The organism is Nonomuraea sp. NPDC050786 (assembly GCF_040654115.1).
Classification (GTDB): Bacteria; Actinomycetota; Actinomycetes; order Streptosporangiales; family Streptosporangiaceae; genus Nonomuraea.
The window spans coordinates 61,609-79,667 of the sequence record NZ_JBFAHJ010000044.1 but is presented as its reverse complement, the minus strand read 5'-3'; the positions used below and the strand labels follow the sequence as shown (position 1 = coordinate 79,667).

General features: G+C 70.3%; 17 protein-coding genes and 1 tRNA gene. 6 read left to right on the top strand and 12 right to left on the bottom strand.

What is annotated here, in order from left to right; translation table 11 throughout:
- The first annotated feature begins 163 nt into the window (after positions 1 to 163).
- Both AB0H84_RS48600 and AB0H84_RS48595 read left to right on the top strand, forming a co-directional pair.
- Positions 164 to 1,183: a 3-oxoacyl-[acyl-carrier-protein] synthase III C-terminal domain-containing protein gene (locus tag AB0H84_RS48600; RefSeq protein WP_357620364.1), complete on the top strand. Its 1,020-nt coding sequence runs from the start codon at positions 164 to 166 to the stop codon at positions 1,181 to 1,183.
- Positions 1,180 to 1,698, top strand: coding sequence for an isoprenylcysteine carboxyl methyltransferase family protein (locus AB0H84_RS48595; RefSeq protein ID WP_357620362.1), 519 nt, complete (start codon positions 1,180 to 1,182; stop codon positions 1,696 to 1,698). The genes AB0H84_RS48600 and AB0H84_RS48595 overlap by 4 nt, the downstream gene beginning before the upstream one ends.
- Here the strand turns inward: AB0H84_RS48595 and AB0H84_RS48590 are convergent.
- The gene (locus AB0H84_RS48590; RefSeq protein ID WP_357620360.1) at positions 1,676 to 3,442 is read right to left on the bottom strand and encodes an asparagine synthase-related protein; all 1,767 of its coding nucleotides are present in this window, start codon (positions 3,440 to 3,442) and stop codon (positions 1,676 to 1,678) included. The genes AB0H84_RS48595 and AB0H84_RS48590 overlap by 23 nt on opposite strands.
- A gap of 123 nt (positions 3,443 to 3,565) precedes the next feature.
- On the opposite strand from AB0H84_RS48590, the gene AB0H84_RS48585 reads away from it, so the two are divergent.
- Positions 3,566 to 5,041 carry a von Willebrand factor type A domain-containing protein gene (locus AB0H84_RS48585; protein WP_357620358.1) on the top strand — a complete coding sequence of 492 codons (1,476 nt, stop codon included), beginning with the start codon at positions 3,566 to 3,568 and terminating at the stop codon, positions 5,039 to 5,041.
- A 1-nt stretch (position 5,042) separates the two neighbouring features.
- On the opposite strand, the gene AB0H84_RS48580 is transcribed toward AB0H84_RS48585, so the two are convergent.
- The gene (locus AB0H84_RS48580; protein WP_357620356.1) at positions 5,043 to 5,570 is read right to left on the bottom strand and encodes a hypothetical protein; all 528 of its coding nucleotides are present in this window, start codon (positions 5,568 to 5,570) and stop codon (positions 5,043 to 5,045) included.
- A 26-nt stretch (positions 5,571 to 5,596) separates the two neighbouring features.
- Positions 5,597 to 6,289, bottom strand: coding sequence for a tRNA-dependent cyclodipeptide synthase (locus AB0H84_RS48575; protein WP_357620354.1), 693 nt, complete (start codon positions 6,287 to 6,289; stop codon positions 5,597 to 5,599).
- A 95-nt stretch (positions 6,290 to 6,384) separates the two neighbouring features.
- On the opposite strand from AB0H84_RS48575, the gene AB0H84_RS48570 reads away from it, so the two are divergent.
- Both AB0H84_RS48570 and AB0H84_RS48565 read left to right on the top strand, forming a co-directional pair.
- Positions 6,385 to 6,457, top strand: a tRNA-Ala gene (locus tag AB0H84_RS48570).
- 125 nt (positions 6,458 to 6,582) lie between these two features.
- Entirely contained in the window at positions 6,583 to 7,533 is a 951-nt protein-coding gene (locus AB0H84_RS48565; RefSeq protein WP_357620353.1) for a hypothetical protein, read from the top strand.
- Here AB0H84_RS48565 and AB0H84_RS48560 read toward each other — a convergent pair.
- The 3 genes from AB0H84_RS48560 to AB0H84_RS48550 all read right to left on the bottom strand — a co-directional run bounded on the left by AB0H84_RS48560 (position 7,509) and on the right by AB0H84_RS48550 (position 10,019).
- Positions 7,509 to 7,901: a DUF3224 domain-containing protein gene (locus AB0H84_RS48560; protein ID WP_357620351.1), complete on the bottom strand. Its 393-nt coding sequence runs from the start codon at positions 7,899 to 7,901 to the stop codon at positions 7,509 to 7,511. The genes AB0H84_RS48565 and AB0H84_RS48560 overlap by 25 nt on opposite strands.
- 36 nt (positions 7,902 to 7,937) lie before the next feature.
- Positions 7,938 to 8,714 carry an LLM class flavin-dependent oxidoreductase gene (locus tag AB0H84_RS48555; protein WP_357620349.1) on the bottom strand — a complete coding sequence of 259 codons (777 nt, stop codon included), beginning with the start codon at positions 8,712 to 8,714 and terminating at the stop codon, positions 7,938 to 7,940.
- 90 nt (positions 8,715 to 8,804) lie between these two features.
- On the bottom strand, positions 8,805 to 10,019 hold the full coding sequence (locus tag AB0H84_RS48550) for an FAD-binding protein (protein WP_357620347.1): 1,215 nt from the start codon (positions 10,017 to 10,019) through the stop codon (positions 8,805 to 8,807).
- A 73-nt stretch (positions 10,020 to 10,092) separates the two neighbouring features.
- Between AB0H84_RS48550 and AB0H84_RS48545 the strand changes: the two genes are divergently transcribed.
- Positions 10,093 to 10,437, top strand: a complete 345-nt coding sequence (locus tag AB0H84_RS48545; protein WP_357620345.1) for a PLD nuclease N-terminal domain-containing protein — start codon at positions 10,093 to 10,095, stop codon at positions 10,435 to 10,437.
- On the opposite strand, the gene araA is transcribed toward AB0H84_RS48545, so the two are convergent.
- From araA to mmsA, 6 genes are all read right to left on the bottom strand, one after another.
- Positions 10,434 to 11,888: an L-arabinose isomerase gene (gene araA / locus AB0H84_RS48540; RefSeq protein ID WP_357620343.1), complete on the bottom strand. Its 1,455-nt coding sequence runs from the start codon at positions 11,886 to 11,888 to the stop codon at positions 10,434 to 10,436. The genes AB0H84_RS48545 and araA overlap by 4 nt on opposite strands.
- Positions 11,885 to 12,538 (bottom strand): L-ribulose-5-phosphate 4-epimerase, encoded by a 654-nt coding sequence (locus tag AB0H84_RS48535; RefSeq protein WP_357620341.1) that lies wholly within the window; start codon positions 12,536 to 12,538, stop codon positions 11,885 to 11,887. The genes araA and AB0H84_RS48535 overlap by 4 nt, the downstream gene beginning before the upstream one ends.
- On the bottom strand, positions 12,535 to 14,157 hold the full coding sequence (araB, locus tag AB0H84_RS48530) for a ribulokinase (RefSeq protein ID WP_357620374.1): 1,623 nt from the start codon (positions 14,155 to 14,157) through the stop codon (positions 12,535 to 12,537). The genes AB0H84_RS48535 and araB overlap by 4 nt, the downstream gene beginning before the upstream one ends.
- Positions 14,158 to 14,209: 52 nt before the next feature.
- Positions 14,210 to 15,196 carry a LacI family DNA-binding transcriptional regulator gene (locus AB0H84_RS48525; protein ID WP_357620372.1) on the bottom strand — a complete coding sequence of 329 codons (987 nt, stop codon included), beginning with the start codon at positions 15,194 to 15,196 and terminating at the stop codon, positions 14,210 to 14,212.
- Between the two features lie 63 nt (positions 15,197 to 15,259).
- Positions 15,260 to 16,519, bottom strand: a complete 1,260-nt coding sequence (gene mmsB / locus AB0H84_RS48520) for a multiple monosaccharide ABC transporter permease (RefSeq protein ID WP_357620339.1) — start codon at positions 16,517 to 16,519, stop codon at positions 15,260 to 15,262.
- Positions 16,519 to 18,048: a multiple monosaccharide ABC transporter ATP-binding protein gene (gene mmsA, locus AB0H84_RS48515; RefSeq protein WP_357620337.1), complete on the bottom strand. Its 1,530-nt coding sequence runs from the start codon at positions 18,046 to 18,048 to the stop codon at positions 16,519 to 16,521. Before mmsA ends, mmsB begins: the two co-directional genes overlap by 1 nt.
- Positions 18,049 to 18,059 lie beyond the last annotated feature (11 nt).

Sequence of the window (18,059 nt, the reverse complement as noted above, 5' to 3'; positions counted from 1 at the left end):
GAAAACCCACACCACCTACAACCAAGCAACCGCATGGTCGCACCGGCAACACGACTTCGCCGCTTGACATTCCAGGTCCAGGGATGTCTGACCCGACGGCCGTCCAAGCCCCGCGCGCCGGTGGCCGATGTTAGCCGCGGCCTCTCAGCGGCAGGAGAGATGCATGCACATCTCGGGAGTACAGAGTGTTCTGCCTGATCACCGCTACACGCAGGCGGAGATCACCGAAGCGTTCTCCCGGCTGACCGATTGTGACGAGGACCTGCTGAGACGCTTCCACACGGCCACCGGCGTGGAAGGCCGCAACCTCGCGCTCCCGCTGGCCGACTACGCCAAGCTCGACTCCTTCGAGCGCGCGAACGACATGTACCTCGAAGTCGCTCTCGACCTCGGCGAGCAGGCCCTGAGAGGCGCGCTGCGCAAGGCCGGCATCCGCCCCGAGAAGGTCGACCATCTGCTGCTCTGCTCCACCACCGGCATCGCGACGCCCTCGCTGGACGCCAGGCTGGCCCAGCGGGTGGGGCTGCGGCCGGACGTCAAGCGGGTGCCTGTGTTCGGCCTGGGCTGCGCGGCGGGCGCGTCGGGGCTGTCGCGCCTGCACGACTACCTGCGCGGCTGGCCCGACCACGTCGCGGTGCTGGTGTGCGTGGAGCTGTGCTCGCTGACGATCCAGCGGGACGACACCTCGATCGCGAACCTGGTGGCCAGCGGCCTGTTCGGGGACGGCGCGGCGGCCGTCGTCGCGACCGGGCGCGGCCAGGGGCCCGAGGTCGTCGCCACCCGCAGCAGGCTCTATCCCGGCACCGAGCACCTCATGGGCTGGGAGGTCGGGCAGCACGGCTTCCGCATCGTGCTGGATCCGGACCTGACCGGGTTCGTGGAGCAGGCGCTGGGCGGCGACATCAAGACGTTCCTCGCGGACTACGGCCTGACGCCCGACCAGGTCGCCACCTGGATCTGCCACCCGGGCGGCCCCAAGGTCATCGAGAAGATCGTGGAAACCCTCGGCCTGCCGCCGAAGGCGGTCGAGGTGACCTGGCGGTCGCTGCGCGAGCACGGCAACCTCTCCTCGGTCTCGGTCCTCCACGTGCTCCAGGAGACACGGGGCCGGCCGGGCGCGCCCGCCGTGCTCCTCGCCCTGGGGCCGGGCTTCTCCGCCGAGCTGCTGCTGCTGCACTGGTGAGCGCGTACCTCGTCGTCATCGGCCTGGTCGTCCTCGAGCGGCTAGCCGAGCTGACGGTGGCCCGTCGCAACCTGGCCTGGGCCAGGTCCAGGGGCGGCGTCGAGTACGGCAGGCGGCACTACCCCTGGATCGTCGTGGCCCACGCCGCGCTCCTGGCAGCGGCGCCCGCCGAGGTGTGGCTGCTGGACCGCCCCTTCGTCCCGCTGCTGGGCTGGCCGATGCTGGCGGTGGCCCTCCTCGCCCAGGGGCTGCGCTGGTGGTGCATCGGCACGCTGGGCAGGCAGTGGAACACCCGCGTCGTGGTGGTCCCGGACATGCCGCTCGTGCGCGGCGGGCCGTACCGGTGGCTGCGGCATCCCAACTACGTGGCCGTCGTCGCCGAGGGCCTCGCGCTGCCCCTGGTGCACACGGCCTGGCTCACCGCGCTCTGCTTCACCGCCGCCAACGCCGTGCTGCTCACCGTCCGCGTACGCGTCGAGAACGCGGCGCTCATCACTGCGGCCGGGAGACCCTGATCTCCTCCAGCCCCTCGGGCCGCTTGCCCGGATAGAGGCCGGTCAGCAGCGCGCTGACCGTGTAGAGGTGCCAGGCCAGGGCGGGCTTCTTGACGACGGGGTCGGCGAAGAGCGCGCGCACCTCGTCCGGGTTCACGATGGGTGTGAGCACGTCGAGGTTGCCGAGCACCTGATCGCGCAGCACGCCGGTGAGCGCGGGGCCGGGGCTAGTGCGCCAGCTCCACCCGCCGCCCGTCTTCGCAGTCGGCATGTACGGCGGCGGCACGTGAGACCAGGGCCACCGCTTGGCCGCCCCGTCGGCGAACCGCCACGGCTTCCCCTCGATCGGCACATCCCGCAACTTCGGAGCGAATCGCAAAATAAGGGTATAAATCACCTCTTCGGAGAGACGCCAGCCCTGGTCGAGGCTCAGCGCCGCCCGTACCACCCGGTTGTCCAGGAACGGCCGCACGGGATCGCCGCGACGCAGGGACCCGGCACGCGCGCTCGCCTGCCAGCGGCCCACCTTGTACCAGATGTAGATGTGGTCGAGCGCCTCCAGCCGGTTCGCCCGTGCCTGCCAGGGCTTGGCCAGCTCGCGGGCGTGCTCGTTGGCCTCCGCTGTGAACAGCCGTTCGTCCTTGGAGAACGTGTTGTTGATGCGCCGCAGCAGCGCCTTGTCGCTGAGGTCCGTCTGGAGCAGGTTCAGGCTGCCCGCGCGCAACGTCTCGCCGCTCTGCCCGGACATGGTCGGCCTGCCGGAGTAGGGCAGGTAGCTCACGATCGACTCGTACGCGGAAGTCATGCCCTCGCACGTGCGCAGCGTCTCCCACGCCCGGCTCAGCGGGTGCTCGACCAGCACCGCGTCCTTCTGCGCCGTCTGCGGGGGCGCGATGACCGTGTGCTCCACCTTCAGCTCGGCCGCGATCCGCCGCGCGATGATCACGTCAGGATGGGTGTCGAGGCCGTTCGTCGTCACCCGGAACGGCACCCGGGCCGCGTGCAGCAGCGCCGCCAGGATGCGGGTGTCGCGCCCGCCGGTCAGCGCCAGGTTCACCGGCTCGCCCAGGTCGCGCAGCGGCGCCACGGTGGCGAGCAGCGCGTCGGCCAGCTCGGCGATCGCCGCCCGCTTGGCCCGGCCCGTGGTGGGAGCGGGCGCCGCCTCCGGCAGCGGGGTCTCGGTGACGGTACGCCTCCCGTCCCGCACCACCAGCCGTGAGCTGGGCCGCAGCGCCGACACTCCGCGGTACGGCGTCTCGTCTGACAGGAAGAACCCTTGCCGGATCATCGTCTGGAGCGCGAGCACGTCGTGGTCGACGCGGTCCGCCTCCTGGGCGGCCAGGTGCACGAGCAGGGCGCGGCTCCCGACGATGTGCAGGTCAGGGGTCTCGGCGTAGAAGACGGGGCAGACCCGGTTGATCGCGGTGCTCGCGGTCAGCTCGCCGTCGCGGGCGATCCACGCCGAGAAGCAGCCGCCGACGGAGTCGTCGGGCAGCCTCGTCACGTCGGAGGGATCGGCCAGATGGCCGTTCAGCCCGATGATCCGGTCGCCGTGCTCGTGGAGCAGCTCCGGCTGCCTGCTGTCGTCCGGCTCGTTCGTCCACCCGAACAGCGACACGCCCCTGCCGTGCCACTCCCGCCCGCGAATGACCTCGGCGGGCACGGGGAAGGCCAGGTCGATAACGGATCGGACCTTGTCGAGGACACGGACGGGGACATCGTGCCGCTTCGCGGCCAAACCCAGATAGACGCGCATGGCCTCCATGCCTACCTCACCTGTCACCTGCGCCACAAGCGATCACGCCTCGGTCGCGGTTTGCGCTCGCTTACGTCACCGGCCCGTCCTGCGGGAGATCAAGTTCCGTCGTACGGCTTGGAGGTGGTTGCCATGAGAATTCGCCCCTTAGCGGCGGGTGCCGGACTCGTCGCGCTGCTGGCCCTGTCCGCGTGCGGCGGCTCCGGTGGCTCGACGAGCGCCGACCGGGCCCCCGATCCGGTCGGCGCCAATCAGCAGCCCGTACGCCCGTCCCAAGCACCCAGCCAGCAGGAGGACGCCGAGCAGGACACGGCCACGGCCCAGATCTCCACGTTCGCCCTGGACGTGGACACCGCGTCGTACGGCTACGCCCGCCGTGCCCTCCAGGAGGGCCGCTGGCCCGCGCCCGCCGAGATCCGCCCCGAGGAGTGGGTCAACGCGTTCCGCCAGGACTATGCGCAGCCGCAGGACGACGGGTTCGCCGTGCACGTGGACGGCGCGAAGCTGCCGTCACGCGACGAGGCGGTCCTGCGCGTCGGCCTGCAGACACGCGCGTCGGACGCGGCCGGGCGGCGGCCCGCCAACCTCACGTTCGTCGTGGACGTCTCCGGCTCGATGGCCGAGCCCGGCCGCCTGGACCTCGTCAAGACGGCCCTGCTCAAGCTGCTCGACCAGCTCGCGCCCGGCGACCAGGTCTCGATCGTGTCGTTCAGCGACGAGGCCCAGGTGCTGGCGTCGATGACCCCGCTGACCGCCAGGGCCGAGCTGCGCGAGGCGATCGACGAGCTGACCGTCAACGGCGGCACGAACCTCGAGGGCGGCCTGGTCACGGGCTACCAGGAGGCGTCGAAGGCGTTCCGCCCCGCCGCCACGAACCGGGTCATCCTGCTCTCCGACGGCCTGGCCAACCAGGGCAGCACCGAGTGGCAGGCCATCCTCGACCGGGTCAAGGAGTACGCCGGCAGGCAGGTCACGCTGCTCACCGTCGGCGTCGGCCGTGACTACGGCGACGAGCTGATGGAGCAGCTCGCCGACAACGGCGACGGCATGGCCGTGTACGTGAGCAGCCAGGAGGAGGCCGACAAGATCTTCGCCACGCAGCTCCCCGCGAACATCGAGCTGCGGGCGCGCGATGCCAAGGCGCAGGTCGTCTTCAACCCGTCGGTGGTGGAGAGCTACCAGCTCATCGGGTACGACAACCGCGCGCTGGCCACGGAGGAGTTCCGCGACGACAGCCGCGACGGCGGGGAGATCGGCCCCGGACACTCGGTCACCGCGCTCTACTCACTGCGCCTCAAGCCCGGCGCCAAGGGGCAGCTCGCCCAGGCCACCGTACGCTGGCAGGACCCCGACACCAGGAACGCCTCGGAGGCGAGCAAGGCGCTGCAGGCCGACGAGCTGGCCCCGTCGGTGTGGGACAAGGCGCCGGTCCGGCTCCAGGTGGACGTCGTGGTCGCCGCGTTCGCGGTCTATCTGCGCGACCGCAAGGCGTTCGGCATGGACCTGCCCGAGCTCGGGGAGCAGGCGACCCGGCTGGCGGCGGCGTCGGAGGATCCGATGGTGTCGGAGCTGGTCACGCTCATCGGCAAGGCCGGAGCGGTGGGCTGAGCTAGCCGTCGCCGAGTATGGGGGCGGCAGTGGCGGAGCGATAGTAGTAGTCGTACATCGCCTGGGCGAACCCGGTCTTCGACACGTGCGAGACCTTCTTGCCGCGCAGCCGATCGTAGGACTCCCGTGACGCCTCTGCCGCCACATCGTACGCCGCCCACAGGCGCAGGTATTCGGCCCGGTCGAGCCGCCCGTCGCCGTCGGCGTCGAGCGCGTCCCAGAGGGCGTCGGTGATCGGCCAGACCACGTTGGCCACGAACTCCGTCCGGTCGCGCTCGGGAGCCAGCGCGTAGTCGATGTAGGACTCCCTGCTGATGCGGCCGTGGGAATCGGTGCCGATGTGGCGGACGGCATACCGCCAGACCCGCTCGTACGCGTTCCTGACCAGCCGGCTGCCCTGCTCGGAGAGCCCCAGCCGCTCGCAGAGCGCGGTGGCGACCACGGTCATGTCCCGGTGATCGAGGTAGCCGTCGTGGTCCATGTCGCTGGTGTCGAACGCATGACCAACATTTCGGGCACGTGCATCCATGACGGCCACCTCTGGTGACGATGTATTTACCGAACGTTACTTAAATACTGATCAGGCCGGACGGCCTGTGTCAACGCGGTGGACACGAATCCCTGCGTGGGGCCCGGATGGACCGGCAGCGCGCCCGCGTGGAGCAGGTCGACCATCGGCATCGGCCGGGGGTAGCAGAACACCGACGAGCCCGTGCCGAGGATCGACGGGGTGTCGATGACGAGGGGCAGCTCGGCCAGGAGGAAGGGCAGGGCCTGCTCGGCCTGCTCGCGCGAGAGCTCCGGCACCCCGACGATGGGCCGCACCGCCTCCAGGCAGTGCTGCGCGAAGGCCGGATGGGTGGCGACCAGGCGCTCCAGGTCCGTGCGCGCCTCGCTGTAGGCCCGGTTGGCGGCCAGCTCGTTCCAGTCGGACACGGTGGCGTTCGACGGGTCGAGGGCGTCGAGCGCGCGGATCACCCGGTTGCGCGTGTTGTTGGCGGCCGCCCGCGCCTTGGCCCCCGCCTTGGCGGCCGGGCACCCCCTCGCGACCAGCGTGCCCGCCAGCTCGACGCCGGGCACGAGGACGTGGACCCGCGCGAACGTCCGGGTCGCCCAGTCGAGCAGGTGCCTGATGGCCCGAGGGGTGAAGTAGCCGTTGAGGGCGCTGACGCCGACGACGGCATGCTCCCGCTCGTCGAGGATCTGGGCGCAGCGCGAGGTCAGGGGTACTGGGTCGAAGCCGATCACGCCACGGATAGTAGCAACTTTTTACTCTCCGTATGCGACCTTTTTAAGGTGTGCTTGGGGGGTCGCGAAGTCGGCTACACTCGTACACGCAGCAAGGGGCTATAGCGCAGTTGGTAGCGCGCCTCCATGGCATGGAGGAGGTCTGGGGTTCGAATCCCCATAGCTCCACCCACACGAAGCCCGGGCTCAGCGCCCGGGCTTTCTCTTTTGGTCAGCGGCATAGGACAAATGTCATGCCGACATCAGGATGGACGGCACCTGTCGCGGCCGGGAAACCGCCGGAAGATCGTGGCATGCGACGAATCCTCCCGGCCTTCGGGCTCGCCCTCCTCTCTCCGCTGGTCGCCGAGTTCCTGCTCGGCGACTTCCCGCTCACGTACCTGTACTTCCTGGTCGTGCTCGCCCCCACGTACGGCGGCGCCACGGTGGTGATCCGCGAGGTGGCCCGGAGGAAAGGGCTCACGTGGCCGAGCATCGTGCTGCTGGCCCTCGCCTACGGCGTGTTCGAGGAGGGCATCATGACGATGTCGCTCTTCAACCCCAACTACGCCGGGGAGCGGCTGCTCGACCCCGGCTACCTGCCCGCGCTCGGCATCGGGGTGCCGTGGACGCTGTTCGTGCTGGCCCTGCACACGGTGTGGAGCGTGAGCGTGCCCATCGCGGTGATGGAGGAGATCACCCGGGAGCGGCGGACCACCCCGTGGCTCGGCAAGGTGGGCCTGGGCGTGGCGGGCACGCTGGCCGTGCTGGGAGCCGCGTCCACGACCCTCTTCTCCTACGGCAACGGGCACTTCCTGGCGTCCGTGCCGCAGCTCGTGTCGATCGTGGTGATCGTGGCCCTGCTCGTGGTGGCGGCGTTCCGGCTGCCGCGGCGCTGGAGCGCCGCCGGGCGGGCGCCATCGCCGTGGCTGGTGCTCGGCGCGACGCTGGTGGCCGGGGCGGTGTTCGAGCTGCAGACCGTCATCGACGGGCTGCCGGTCTGGGTGACCATCGTCTCGCTCGTCGCGGCCGAGGCGGGCATGGCCTGGCTGGCGCTCACCTGGTCGGCGCGCGAGGGATGGGACGGCAGGCACCGGATGGCGCTGGCCGGCGGGGCGCTGCTGACCTACACCTGGCACGCGTTCCTGTCGCACCCGCTGGTGCCCTCCTCCCCCGTGCTCGACCTCGTGAGCCACACCGTGTTCGGGCTGGCGGCGCTGGCTCTCCTGCTGGTGGCGGTTCAGAGGGTGAAGTCGAAGGTGTAGGAGTGGCCCCCGTCGGGTCCGATGGCGATGGTCATCTCGCCCCTGAGTCCCCTCAGCTCCCCGGTGCCCGAGTCGGGGACGACCGAGACGGTCAGCGACTGCTTCCCGCGGTCGCTGACCGCGTTGTGCTGCACGACGAAGGCCCCCGCGCGGCCGTCCAGGGTGCCCTCGACGCGCTCCAGCGCCACGTACGACTTCGACTCCTCCACCTCCGTCGCGGCCACCAGCAGATGCACGACGCTGGTGCCGGTCAGGTCCCCGTGGAAGGTCTTGGACATGGTCACGAGCCCGAGTGAGACGCCGTCACGCTCCTCGAAGGGCGGCCTGGCGTCCCAGCCGGCGGTGTCGAAGGTTCCTTTGGCGAACATGTGCCTCATCATGCCGGGCGTACCTGTCAGATCCGGTCAGGTACCGGCGAGCCGCTCCACCACCGGGGCGAACTCGTCCAGGTACTGGGCGTTGACCGACACGTACGAGACGCCGAGCCTGTCCCTACGCCTACGGAGCGTCTCCGCCATCTCGTCCGCCGTCCCCAAAAGGGCCCCGGTGCCGTCCGGCGGGACGGACAGCCAGGAGGGCGGCTCGGCGCCGGCGGCCACGAGGTTCATGTTGAGCTCCAGGTCGTGGAAGCGGTCGCCGGCCAGCTCGTACAGCTCGTCCAGCTTCCCCGCCACCTGGTCCTCCGTGTAGTGCCGCGGCACGCCGAGCGCCACCGTGTCGGCCTTCTGCGCGGCCAGCTTGAGCAGCCTGGTCCCGGAGGCGGCGACGAGCACGCGCACGTCCTTGACGGCGTCGATGGTCTCGGAGAGCCGCTCGATGCGCTCGCCCGGTGTCCCGTACCGCACGCCGAGCGCCGCGGCGTCCTGCTCCGCGTCCGGGCGGCCGGCGCCCAGGCCCAGCTCGAAGCGGCCGCCGGTGAGCGTGCGCAGGGTGGAGGTCTCCCAGGCCACGGTCTCGGGCGTGCGGTTGGCGGCGCTCAGCACGAACGTGCCCACGCGCAGCGTCGTCGTGGCCGTCGCGGCGACGGCGGCGGCGATGAAGGGCGACAGCGTGCGGAGCGTGTCGGGCACCAGCAGCGTCGAGTAGCCGAGGCTCTCCGCCCGGCGGGCCAGGCCGGTCCACGCGTCGGCGTCGGTGGCGTGTCCGGCGACCGCGCCGAACCTGAACGGGTGAGTGGTCATGCCACCAACGATCTCCGACGCGCGGGCCCGGCACATCGTCCGCCGGGCCGGTGGCGCGCTACATCCGGGGGCGCAAGCCCGCGCGGGAGGCTACTCCCCCAGCAGTATCCGCGTGAAGTCGTTGGCGAACTTGCCCTGCGGGTCGAGGCGCCGGGCCAGGGAGCGGAAGCGGTCGGGGCAGGCGGGCCACCGGGTGAACAGCTTGCCCCAGTGCGGCCGCGGCTCGAACGGCGCCAGCGTCTCCTCCACCAGCTCCAGCACCGGCAGCACCCCGGCGACGTCCCTCACCCAGGTGAAGTGGATGCCCACGCTGTCGCGGCCGTGGAACGGGCTGAGCCACAGGTCGTCGGCCGCGATCGAGCGGACTTCGGAGATGTGCAGGACGGGCCGGATCCGGTCGCCGATCGCGTACAGCTCGCGCAGCGCCTTGACCGCGTGCTCCCTGGGCACGATGAGCTCCGACTGCAGCTCGTCGCCCGCGCCGCTCGGCTCGGCGTCGTGCCGGAAGTGCGGCAGCCGCTCGTACCAGGGGCCCGGCACGCCGAGCTGGACCGTGCAGCTCTCGGCGGGCATGTCGGGCAGCGGGTGGCGGGGGCCGTCGGCCGGGGTGGTGCCGTACCAGTCGGGACTGGTCAGCTCCTCCGTGCGCTTCAGCCAGACGCGGGTGTCGCGCCAGTCGGTGAAGAGGCTGACGCTGTAGCCGCCGGCCATGATCTCGTCGAAGTCGGCCAGCGCGTCCACGGACAGGCCCTCGCGTACGTACTGGCGCACCTCGAAGGCGGGCACCAGGTCGAGGGTGAGCGAGGTGACGACGCCGAGCGCGCCGAGCGCCACCACCGCGCCGGGGAAGTCGGCGTCGCCGCGGGAGAGCGTCAGCATCGAGCCGTCGGCGGTGACGAGGTCGAGCGAGGACACGGCGGCGGCCAGGCTGGGCACGGCGTCACCGGAGCCGTGCGTGCCCGTGGCGACCGAGCCGGCGACGGAGATGTGCGGCAGCGAGGCCATGTTCGCCAGCGCGAAGCCGGCCTGGTGCACCAGCGGGGCGAGCCGCGCGTACGTCATGCGCGCGGGCACCCGCACCTTGGCCGCCGCGCTGTCGATCTCCACCGCGTCCGGCATCCGGTCGAGCACCACGAGGTCGCCGGTGGTGTCCGCGACATCGTTGAACGAGTGACCGCTCCCCAGCGCCCGCACGCGGGAACCGGCCGCGACGAGTCGCTGGAGCTCGTCGAGCGAGCTCGGATGGTGGACAGTTTGCGCCCGAAATGCGGTGTTTCCCGCCCAGTTGGTCAGCATCACGGCCATACCTTCCCATAGCCCACCTTGTCAGCCTCGCCCGGGTGCCGCTAGGTTCGAGTGCCGCTGACGGAGGTGCGCCGTGCTCTACCTGTCCGAGGCCATCAGCCTCGTCACGCTCGTGCTCTGGCTGTACTGCCTCTTCGACGTGATCACCACGCCCGACGTTCTCTGCAGGAACCTGCCGAAGATCGCCTGGGTGGTCATCGTGCTGATCCTGCCGCTGATCGGCTCCGTCGCCTGGCTGGTGGCCGGGCGCCCGGAGCGCTCGCAGTCGGTCACCCAGCCGAGCGCGTTCCCCGAGTACGACCGTCCCGGCCGCATCGCCGCCACCAATCCCGATGACGACGAGGAGTTCCTGCGCCGCTGCCGCGAGCGCGCCGAGGAGCAGCGCAGGAACGCCCCGAAGAAGCCTCCCGAGAGCTAGAAGCCCTGGGCCAGGCGGTAGTACGCCTGGTTCCAGCGCAGCTCCTTGGCGAAGCGCTCGGTCGTCGTGTCGGCGTCGATGACCACCAGCTCCACGCCGAGCATGTCGGCCAGGTCCGTCAGCTCCTCGCGGCCGACGGCCGTGGACAGCACCGTGTGGTGCGGCGCGCCCGCCGTAAGCCACGACTCCGTGGACGTCCGGAAGTTGGGCCGGGGGGTCCAGACCGCGCGGGCGACCGGCAGCTTGGGCAGCGGCTGGGGCGGTGCCACGAGGTCGATCTCGTTGGCCACCAGCCGGAACCTGTCACCCATGTCGGCCAGGCCCACCACGATGCCGGGGCCGGGCGCGGCGTCGAACACCAGCCGGACCGGGTCCTCCCTGTTGCCGATGCCCAGCGGGTGGATCTCGCAGGACGGCGTGCCGGAGGCGATCGAGGGACAGACCTCCAGCATGTGCGCGCCCAGGATGAGCTCCTGGCCGGGCGTCAGGTCGTAGGTGTAGTCCTCCATGAACGACGTGCCGCCCGGCGTCATGGCCTTGAGCGTGCGCAGCAGCACTGAGGTCTTCCAGTCACCCTCGCCGCCGAAGCCGTACCCGTCGGCCATGAGCCGCTGAACGGCCAGGCCGGGGAGCTGGCGCAGGCCGCCGAGGTCCTCGAAGTTCGTGGTGAACGCCTTGAAGCCGCCCGCCTCGAGGAAGCCGCGCAGGCCCAGCTCGATCCTGGCCGCGTAGCGCAGCGACTCGTTGCGCTCGCCGAGCAGCTCGGGAGCGACGGTGTACTGCTCCGCGTACTCCTTGACCAGCGCCGTCACGTCCGCGTCGGACGCCGCGTCCACGGCCTCGACCAGGTCGTTCACGCCGTAGGTGTTCACCGAGACGCCGAAGCGGAGCTGCGCCTCGACCTTGTCGCCCTCGGTGACCGCCACGTCGCGCATGTTGTCGCCGAAGCGGGCCAGCTTCAGCGTGCGGACCTCGGCCAGGCCCTTGGCCGCGCGCTCCCAGGCCAGGATGCGCTCGCCCACCGCCGGGTCCGAGACGTGCCCGGCCACGGTCTTGCGCGGCACGCCCAGGCGGGTCTGCACGAAGCCGAACTCGCGGTCGCCGTGCGCGGCCTGGTTGAGGTTCATGAAGTCCATGTCGATGGAGCTCCACGGGAGCTCCACGTTGGCCTGCGTGTGCAGGTGCAGCAGCGGCTTGCGCAGCGCGTCGAGCCCCGCGATCCACATCTTGGCCGGGGAGAACGTGTGCATCCACGCGATCACGCCGGCGCACTCGTCGTCGGCGTTGGCCTCCAGCATCACCCGCCTGATCGCCGCGGCGTCGGTGAGCACCGGCTTCCACTCCACGGCCACGGGCAGCTGCTCGGCGATCCGCTGGGACTGCTCGGCCACCTGGCGCAACGTGTCCTCGCCGTACAGCCCCTGGCTGCCGGTCAGAAACCAGATTTTCAACGCGGGCTCCTCTGTCCGTAGACGTTCTGATAGCGGTCGTACAGGCGGTCGATGTCGTCCTGCGGGATGGGCAGCGGCTCACCGAGCTGCCTGGCCACATGGACGGTGCGGGCCACGTCCTCGCACATCACGGCGGCCTTCACCGCCGCCTTAGCGTCCTTGCCGATGCTGAACACGCCGTGGTTCTGCATGAGGACGGCCTTGGAGCGGTGGCCCTTGAGCGTCTCGACGATGCCCTGGCCGATCGAGTCGTCGCCGATCAGCGCGAACGGGCCGACCGGGATCTCGCCGCCGAACTCGTCCGCCATGGCGGTCAGCACGCACGGGATGGCCTCACCGCGCGCGGCCCAGGCCGAGGCGTAGGTGGAGTGGGTGTGCACGACGCCGCCGACGTCGGGCATGTTGCGGTAGACGTACGCGTGCGCGGCGGTGTCGCTGGACGGCGAGTGCTCGCCCTCCACGAGGTTGCCGTCGAGGTCGCACACCACCATGTTCTCCGGCGTCAGCTCGTCGTAGGAGACGCCGGAGGGCTTGATGACGAACAGGTCCTCGCCCGGGATCCGCCCCGAGACGTTGCCCGCCGTCCAGACCACCAGGTTGTAACGGACCAGCTCGGCATGGAGGTCGGCGACGATCTTCCTCACGCTCATGCCTGGGCCTCGTTCCTGATCGCGCGGAGGGTGTGCAGCATCTTTCCGTCTCCGAAGAAGTCGTGGAGCCTGCGGTACTCGGCGTAGAGCCGGTCGTAGGCGTCGGCCCTGGCCTCGTCGGGCACGTACGCGGCCTCGGTGCGCTTGCCCATCGCCGCCGCGGCCTCCTCGATGCCCGGGTAGGCGCCGGCGGCGACGGCCGCGTGGATGGCCGAGCCGAGCGCGGGCCCCTGGTCGGAGCCGATGACCGACAGCGGGCGGCGCAGCACGTCGGCGTAGACCTGCATGAGGAAGCGGTTCTTCAGCAGGCCGCCGGCGACCACGAACTCCTCGACCGGCACGCCCGACTGCTCGAACGTCTCCACGATCATCCGGGCGCCGAACGCGGTGGACTCGATGAGCGCCCGGTAGACGTCCTCGGGCTTGGTGGCCAGGGTCTGGCCGACGATCACACCGGAGAGGTTGTGGTCCACGAGCACCGAGCGGTTGCCGCCGAACCAGTCGAGCGCGACCAGGCCGTGCTCGCCGACGGCCTGCTTCTCGGCCAGCGCGGTCAGGCGCTCGTGGTCGAGGTCGCCGCCGAAGTTGTCGACGAACCAGGCGAAGATGTCGCCGACCGCGGACTGGCCGGCCTCGTAGCCCCACAGGCCGGGCACGATGCCGTCGCGTACGACGCCGCACATGCCGGGCACCTCGGCGAGCCGGTCGCTGGGCATGATGTGGCAGGTGGAGGTGCCCATGATGGCCACCATCTGGCCGGGCCTGACGGCGTCGGCGGCGGCCGCGGTGACGTGGGCGTCCACGTTGCCGACGGCCACGGCGGCGCCCTCGGGGATGCCGGTCCACTCGGACGCCTGCGCGGTCAGGCGGCCGGCGAGACCGCCGAGCGGGGCCAGCGTCGTGCCGTTGACCTTCTCGCCGACCTGTCCGGTGGCGAGCTTGCTCACGAAGCCCGCGAAGCCGGGGTTGAGCTCGGCGAGGTACTCCTCGGACGGGTAGCCGCCGTCCTGGAAGATCCCCTTGTAGCCGACCGTGCAGATGTTGCGGCTCTCCACGCCGGTGAGCTGCCAGATGATCCAGTCGGCCGCCTCGATCCAGCGCTCGGCCCTGGCGTACACCTCGGGGGCCTCCTCCAGGACCTGCAGGCCCTTGGCGAACTCCCACTCCGAGGAGATCTTGCCGCCGTAGCGCGGCAGCCAGCTCTCCCCCCGGCGCGCGGCCAGCTCGTTGATGCGGTCGGCGTGCGGCTGCGCGGCGTGGTGCTTCCACAGCTTGGGCCAGGCGTGCGGCTCGTCGGGCGTCTCGAAGCAGAGCGGCGTGCCGTCGGCCGTGGTGGGCAGCGCGGTGCAGGCGGTGAAGTCGGTGCCGACGCCGATGACCTCCTCGGGCGCGACTCCGGCGGCGGCGATCGCCTGGGGCACGGCGATCTTCAGCACGTCGATCCAGTCCTGCGGCGACTGCAGCGCCCAGTCCGGTCCCAGCCTCTTGCCGGAGCCGGGCAGGCTGTGCTCGATCACGCGGTGGGCGTACTCGTGCACCGCGCTGCCGAGCTCCGCGCCATCGCTGACGCGGACGACGACGGCACGCCCTGAGAGCGTGCCGAAGTCGACTCCGACCACGTAACTGTTAGCGTTCACATTTTACTCCCGGGGGTTACTTCCATGCCAATCATCACCTACGAGCCGCCGCGGTGCTCGACCGCACGACGAAGCCGGGCGGCACGACCAGCCGCTCGTACGCGGTCGGCCCCACGTCGATCTGCCGCAGCAGCACCTCGATGCAGTGCCTGCCCACCATGTCGAAGTCCTGCCTGACCGTGGTGAGCGGCGGCGAGAAGAACTCCGACTCGGGGATGTCGTCGAAGCCCACCACGCTGATCTGGTCGGGCACCCGCACGCCGGCCTCGCTGAGCGCCCGCAGGACGCCGAGCGCCATCTGGTCGTTGCCCGCGAACACGGCCGTGACGCCCTCCATCGCGGCCAGGCTCTTACCGGCCTCGTAGCCCGCGCGGGGGCTCCAGTCGCCGGCCAGCGGCTCGGGCACCGGCCGGCCCGCCTCCCTCAGGGCGGCGCGCCAGCCCTCCATCCTGCCCTCGGTCTCCAGCCAGTCGGGCGGGCCGCTGACGTGCCACACGGTCTCGTGGCCCAGCTCCAGCAGGTGGCGGGTGGCGAGCCTGGCGCCCTGGACCTGGTCGATGCAGACCACCGACACGTCGGCGCTGTGCGTGCCCTCGACCGCCACCGCCGGCATGCCGGGCGGCAGGTTCTCCAGGGCACGCCCGGCCGAGCGCTGCGGCGCGACCACCACGACCCCGTCCACGCCCTGCTCGGCGAGGTATTCGATGGCGTCGCGCACGCTCGCCGCGTCGATCGACTTCAGGCTGACGATGCTGACGAAGTAGCCCGCGGTCCTGGCCGCCTGCTCGATGCCGTAGATCGTGCTGGCCGGGCCGTACAGGGTGGTGTCGAAGCTCACCACGCCGAGCGTCCGCGACCGCTTGGTGACCAGGGCGCGGGCGACCAGGTTACGTCGGTAGCCCAGCCGGGTGATCGCCTCCTCCACCCGGGCCCGGGTGTCGGGCCGGACGTTCGGATGGTCGTTCAGCACCCGGGAGACCGTCTGGTGCGACACGCCCGCCTCCTTGGCCACGTCGGCCATGACCGGCAGGCGGCGCTTGGGGGTCGTCACGGTCTCTCCTTTCGCTGGGCTCAGGGGATCTTACTAACGCGAAGCACCCGCCCTGCGCTTCGTCCACACATCGAACGCGACGGCCGCAAGGAGCACGGCGCCCTTGACGAGCATGACCCGCTCGCTCGGGGAGCCGATCAGGGACATACCGTTGTTGATGACCGCCATGATCAGGCCGCCGGTGATCGCGCCGACCACCTTGCCGACGCCGCCCTGGACGGCCGCGCCGCCGATGAAGGCCGCCGCGATGGCGTCCAGCTCGAAGCTGTTGCCCGCGGTGGGACCCGCCTGGTTGAGCCGGCCGGCGAAGATGATGCCGGCGATGGCCGACAGCACGCCCATGTTCACGAAGATCCAGAAGACCACCGACTTGACCTTCACGCCGGACATGACGGCCGCCTGGAGGTTGCCGCCGATGGCGTAGATCTGCCGGCCGAAGACCGTGCGGTTGGCCATCAGCGAGTACGCCAGCACCAGGATGGCCAGCAGCACCAGCACCCACGGGAGGTTCTTGAAGCGGGCGAGCTGCACGACCAGGAAGAGGATCAGCGCGGCCCCGGCCGCCAGCTTCAGCACGAACAGCGCCATCGGCTCGACCGCCTGGCCGTAGCCGCGGCGGGCGTTGCGGGTGCGCCACTGGGTGGCGGCCATGCCGGCGATGGCCACGATGCCGATCAGCAGGCTGAACAGGTCGGCGCCGCCGAGCGGGCCGAGACCGATGTTGCCGAGGTAGCCGTTGGTGAAGCCGTTCGCCAGCGTGCGGACCTGGTCGGGGAACGGGCCGATGCCCTGGTTGCCCAGCACGGTCAGGGTCAGCGCACGGAACAGCAGCATGCCCGCCAGCGTCACGATGAACGCCGGGATGCCGAAGTACGCGATCCAGTACCCCTGCCAGGCCCCGATCACCGCCCCGGCCACCAGCGTGACCAGCAGGGCCAGCGGCCACGGCCAGTGCATGTTCACCATGAGCACCGCGGCCAGCGCTCCCGTGACCGCCACCACCGAGCCGACCGACAGGTCGATGTGCCCGGCGATGATGATCAGGATCATCCCGATCGCGAGGATCAGGACGTAGGAGTTCTGGACGATGATGTTGGAGATGTTCTGCGGCTCCAGCATCGCGCCGTCGGTCAGCACCGTGAAGAGCACGATGATCAGCGCGAAGGCGATGTAGATGCCGCTGGATCGCAGGTTGAGCGACACACCGCCGAGCGACACCCTGCCCGGCTGCCGTGGCGCTGCCCCGTCGCCCTTGGCGCCGACCTCCACGTCGGTGGGCGAGATGCTACTCATTATTTCTGTCCCTTGGTCATCAAGTACATGAGGTTTTCCTGGGTGGCCTCCTGGCGCGGCACCTCGCCGGTGATGCGGCCCTCGGAGAGGGTGTAGATGCGGTCGCACAGGCCGAGCAGCTCGGGCAGCTCGGAGGAGATCACGAGCACGGCCTTGCCCTGGTCGGCCAGGCGGTTGATGATCGTGTAGATCTCGTACTTCGCCCCGACGTCGATGCCTCTCGTGGGCTCGTCGAGGATGAGCACGTCAGGCTCGGTCAGGATCCACTTGGAGAGCACGACCTTCTGCTGGTTGCCGCCACTCAGCTTGCCGACGACGCTGTCGACGCTGGGCGCCTTGATGTTCATGCTCTTGTGGAACTGCTCCGCGACCTTGTACTCCTCGTTCTCGTTGACCCAGCCGTTCTTGGACAGTCCGGCGAGGCCGGCCGCCGAGATGTTGCGCTTGATGTCCTCGATGAGGTTGAGGCCGTACCTCTTGCGGTCCTCGGTGGCGTAGGCGATGCCGTGCCTGATCGCGTCCTGCACGTTGCGGATCTCGATCGGCTTGCCGTCTTTGAAGATCTTGCCCGAGATGTGCACCCCGTACGTGCGGCCGAACACGCTCATCGCCAGCTCGGTGCGCCCGGCGCCCATCAGCCCCGCGAGGCCGACGATCTCGCCGCGGCGCAGCGAGAGGGCGGCGCCGTCGACCACCTTCCTGCCGGGCTGGCTGGGGCTGTAGACCGTCCAGTCCTCGATGCGCAGCGCCTCGTCGCCGATCGTCGGCTCGTGCGGCGGGAAGCGGTTGTCCAGCGCGCGGCCGACCATGCCAGAGATGATGCGGTCCTCGGTGACGTTGTCGGTCGCCATGTCGAGCGTCTCGATCGTCTGCCCGTCGCGGATGATCGTGACGGAGTCGGCGATCGCGATGACCTCGTTCAGCTTGTGGGAGATGATCACGCAGGTGATGCCCTCGTCCCGCAGGCCCCGCAGCAGGTCGAGCAGGTGGGCCGAGTCGTCGTCGTTGAGCGCGGCGGTCGGCTCGTCGAGGATGAGCAGCCGCACCTCCTTCGACAGCGCCTTGGCGATCTCGACGAGCTGCTGCTTGCCCACGCCGATGTCGGCGATCGGCGTCGTCGGGTTCTCGCGCAGGCCGACCCGCTTCATCAGCTCGCCGGCCTCGTAGTTGGTGCGGTTCCAGTCGATGAAGCCACGCTTGGCGCGCTCGTTGCCGAGGAAGATGTTCTCCGCGATCGACAGCTGCGGGCTGAGCGCAAGCTCCTGGTGGATGATCACGATGCCGGCGTGCTCGCTGTCGCGGATGCCGCCGAACTCGACCTTCCTGCCCTCGAAGGTGATCTCGCCCTCGTACTCGCCGTGCGGGTAGACCCCGGAGAGCACCTTCATCAGCGTCGACTTGCCGGCGCCGTTCTCTCCGCAGATGGCGTGGATCTCACCGCGCCGGACGGACAGGTTGACGTTCTCCAGCGCCTTGACGCCAGGGAAGGTCTTGGTGATGCCGCTCATCCGCAAGATGTGCTCGGTCATTATGCCCCTCA

Bases quoted from the DNA above. Each gene is read 5' to 3' on its own strand.
- mmsB (WP_357620339.1), bottom strand. From the start codon at position 16,519: ATGAGTAGCATCTCGCCCACCGACGTGGAGGTCGGCGCCAAGGGCGAC.
- AB0H84_RS48550 (WP_357620347.1), bottom strand. From the start codon at position 10,019: ATGGCCGTGATGCTGACCAACTGGGCGGGAAACACCGCATTTCGGGCG.
- AB0H84_RS48560 (WP_357620351.1), bottom strand. From the start codon at position 7,901: ATGTTCGCCAAAGGAACCTTCGACACCGCCGGCTGGGACGCCAGGCCG.
- AB0H84_RS48580 (WP_357620356.1), bottom strand. From the start codon at position 5,570: ATGGATGCACGTGCCCGAAATGTTGGTCATGCGTTCGACACCAGCGAC.
- AB0H84_RS48535 (WP_357620341.1), bottom strand. From the start codon at position 12,538: ATGAGCGTGAGGAAGATCGTCGCCGACCTCCATGCCGAGCTGGTCCGT.
- AB0H84_RS48590 (WP_357620360.1), bottom strand. From the start codon at position 3,442: ATGGAGGCCATGCGCGTCTATCTGGGTTTGGCCGCGAAGCGGCACGAT.
- AB0H84_RS48600 (WP_357620364.1), top strand. From the start codon at position 164: ATGCACATCTCGGGAGTACAGAGTGTTCTGCCTGATCACCGCTACACG.
- AB0H84_RS48555 (WP_357620349.1), bottom strand. From the start codon at position 8,714: ATGACCACTCACCCGTTCAGGTTCGGCGCGGTCGCCGGACACGCCACC.
- AB0H84_RS48585 (WP_357620358.1), top strand. From the start codon at position 3,566: ATGAGAATTCGCCCCTTAGCGGCGGGTGCCGGACTCGTCGCGCTGCTG.
- AB0H84_RS48565 (WP_357620353.1), top strand. From the start codon at position 6,583: ATGCGACGAATCCTCCCGGCCTTCGGGCTCGCCCTCCTCTCTCCGCTG.
- mmsA (WP_357620337.1), bottom strand. From the start codon at position 18,048: ATGACCGAGCACATCTTGCGGATGAGCGGCATCACCAAGACCTTCCCT.
- AB0H84_RS48525 (WP_357620372.1), bottom strand. From the start codon at position 15,196: ATGGCCGACGTGGCCAAGGAGGCGGGCGTGTCGCACCAGACGGTCTCC.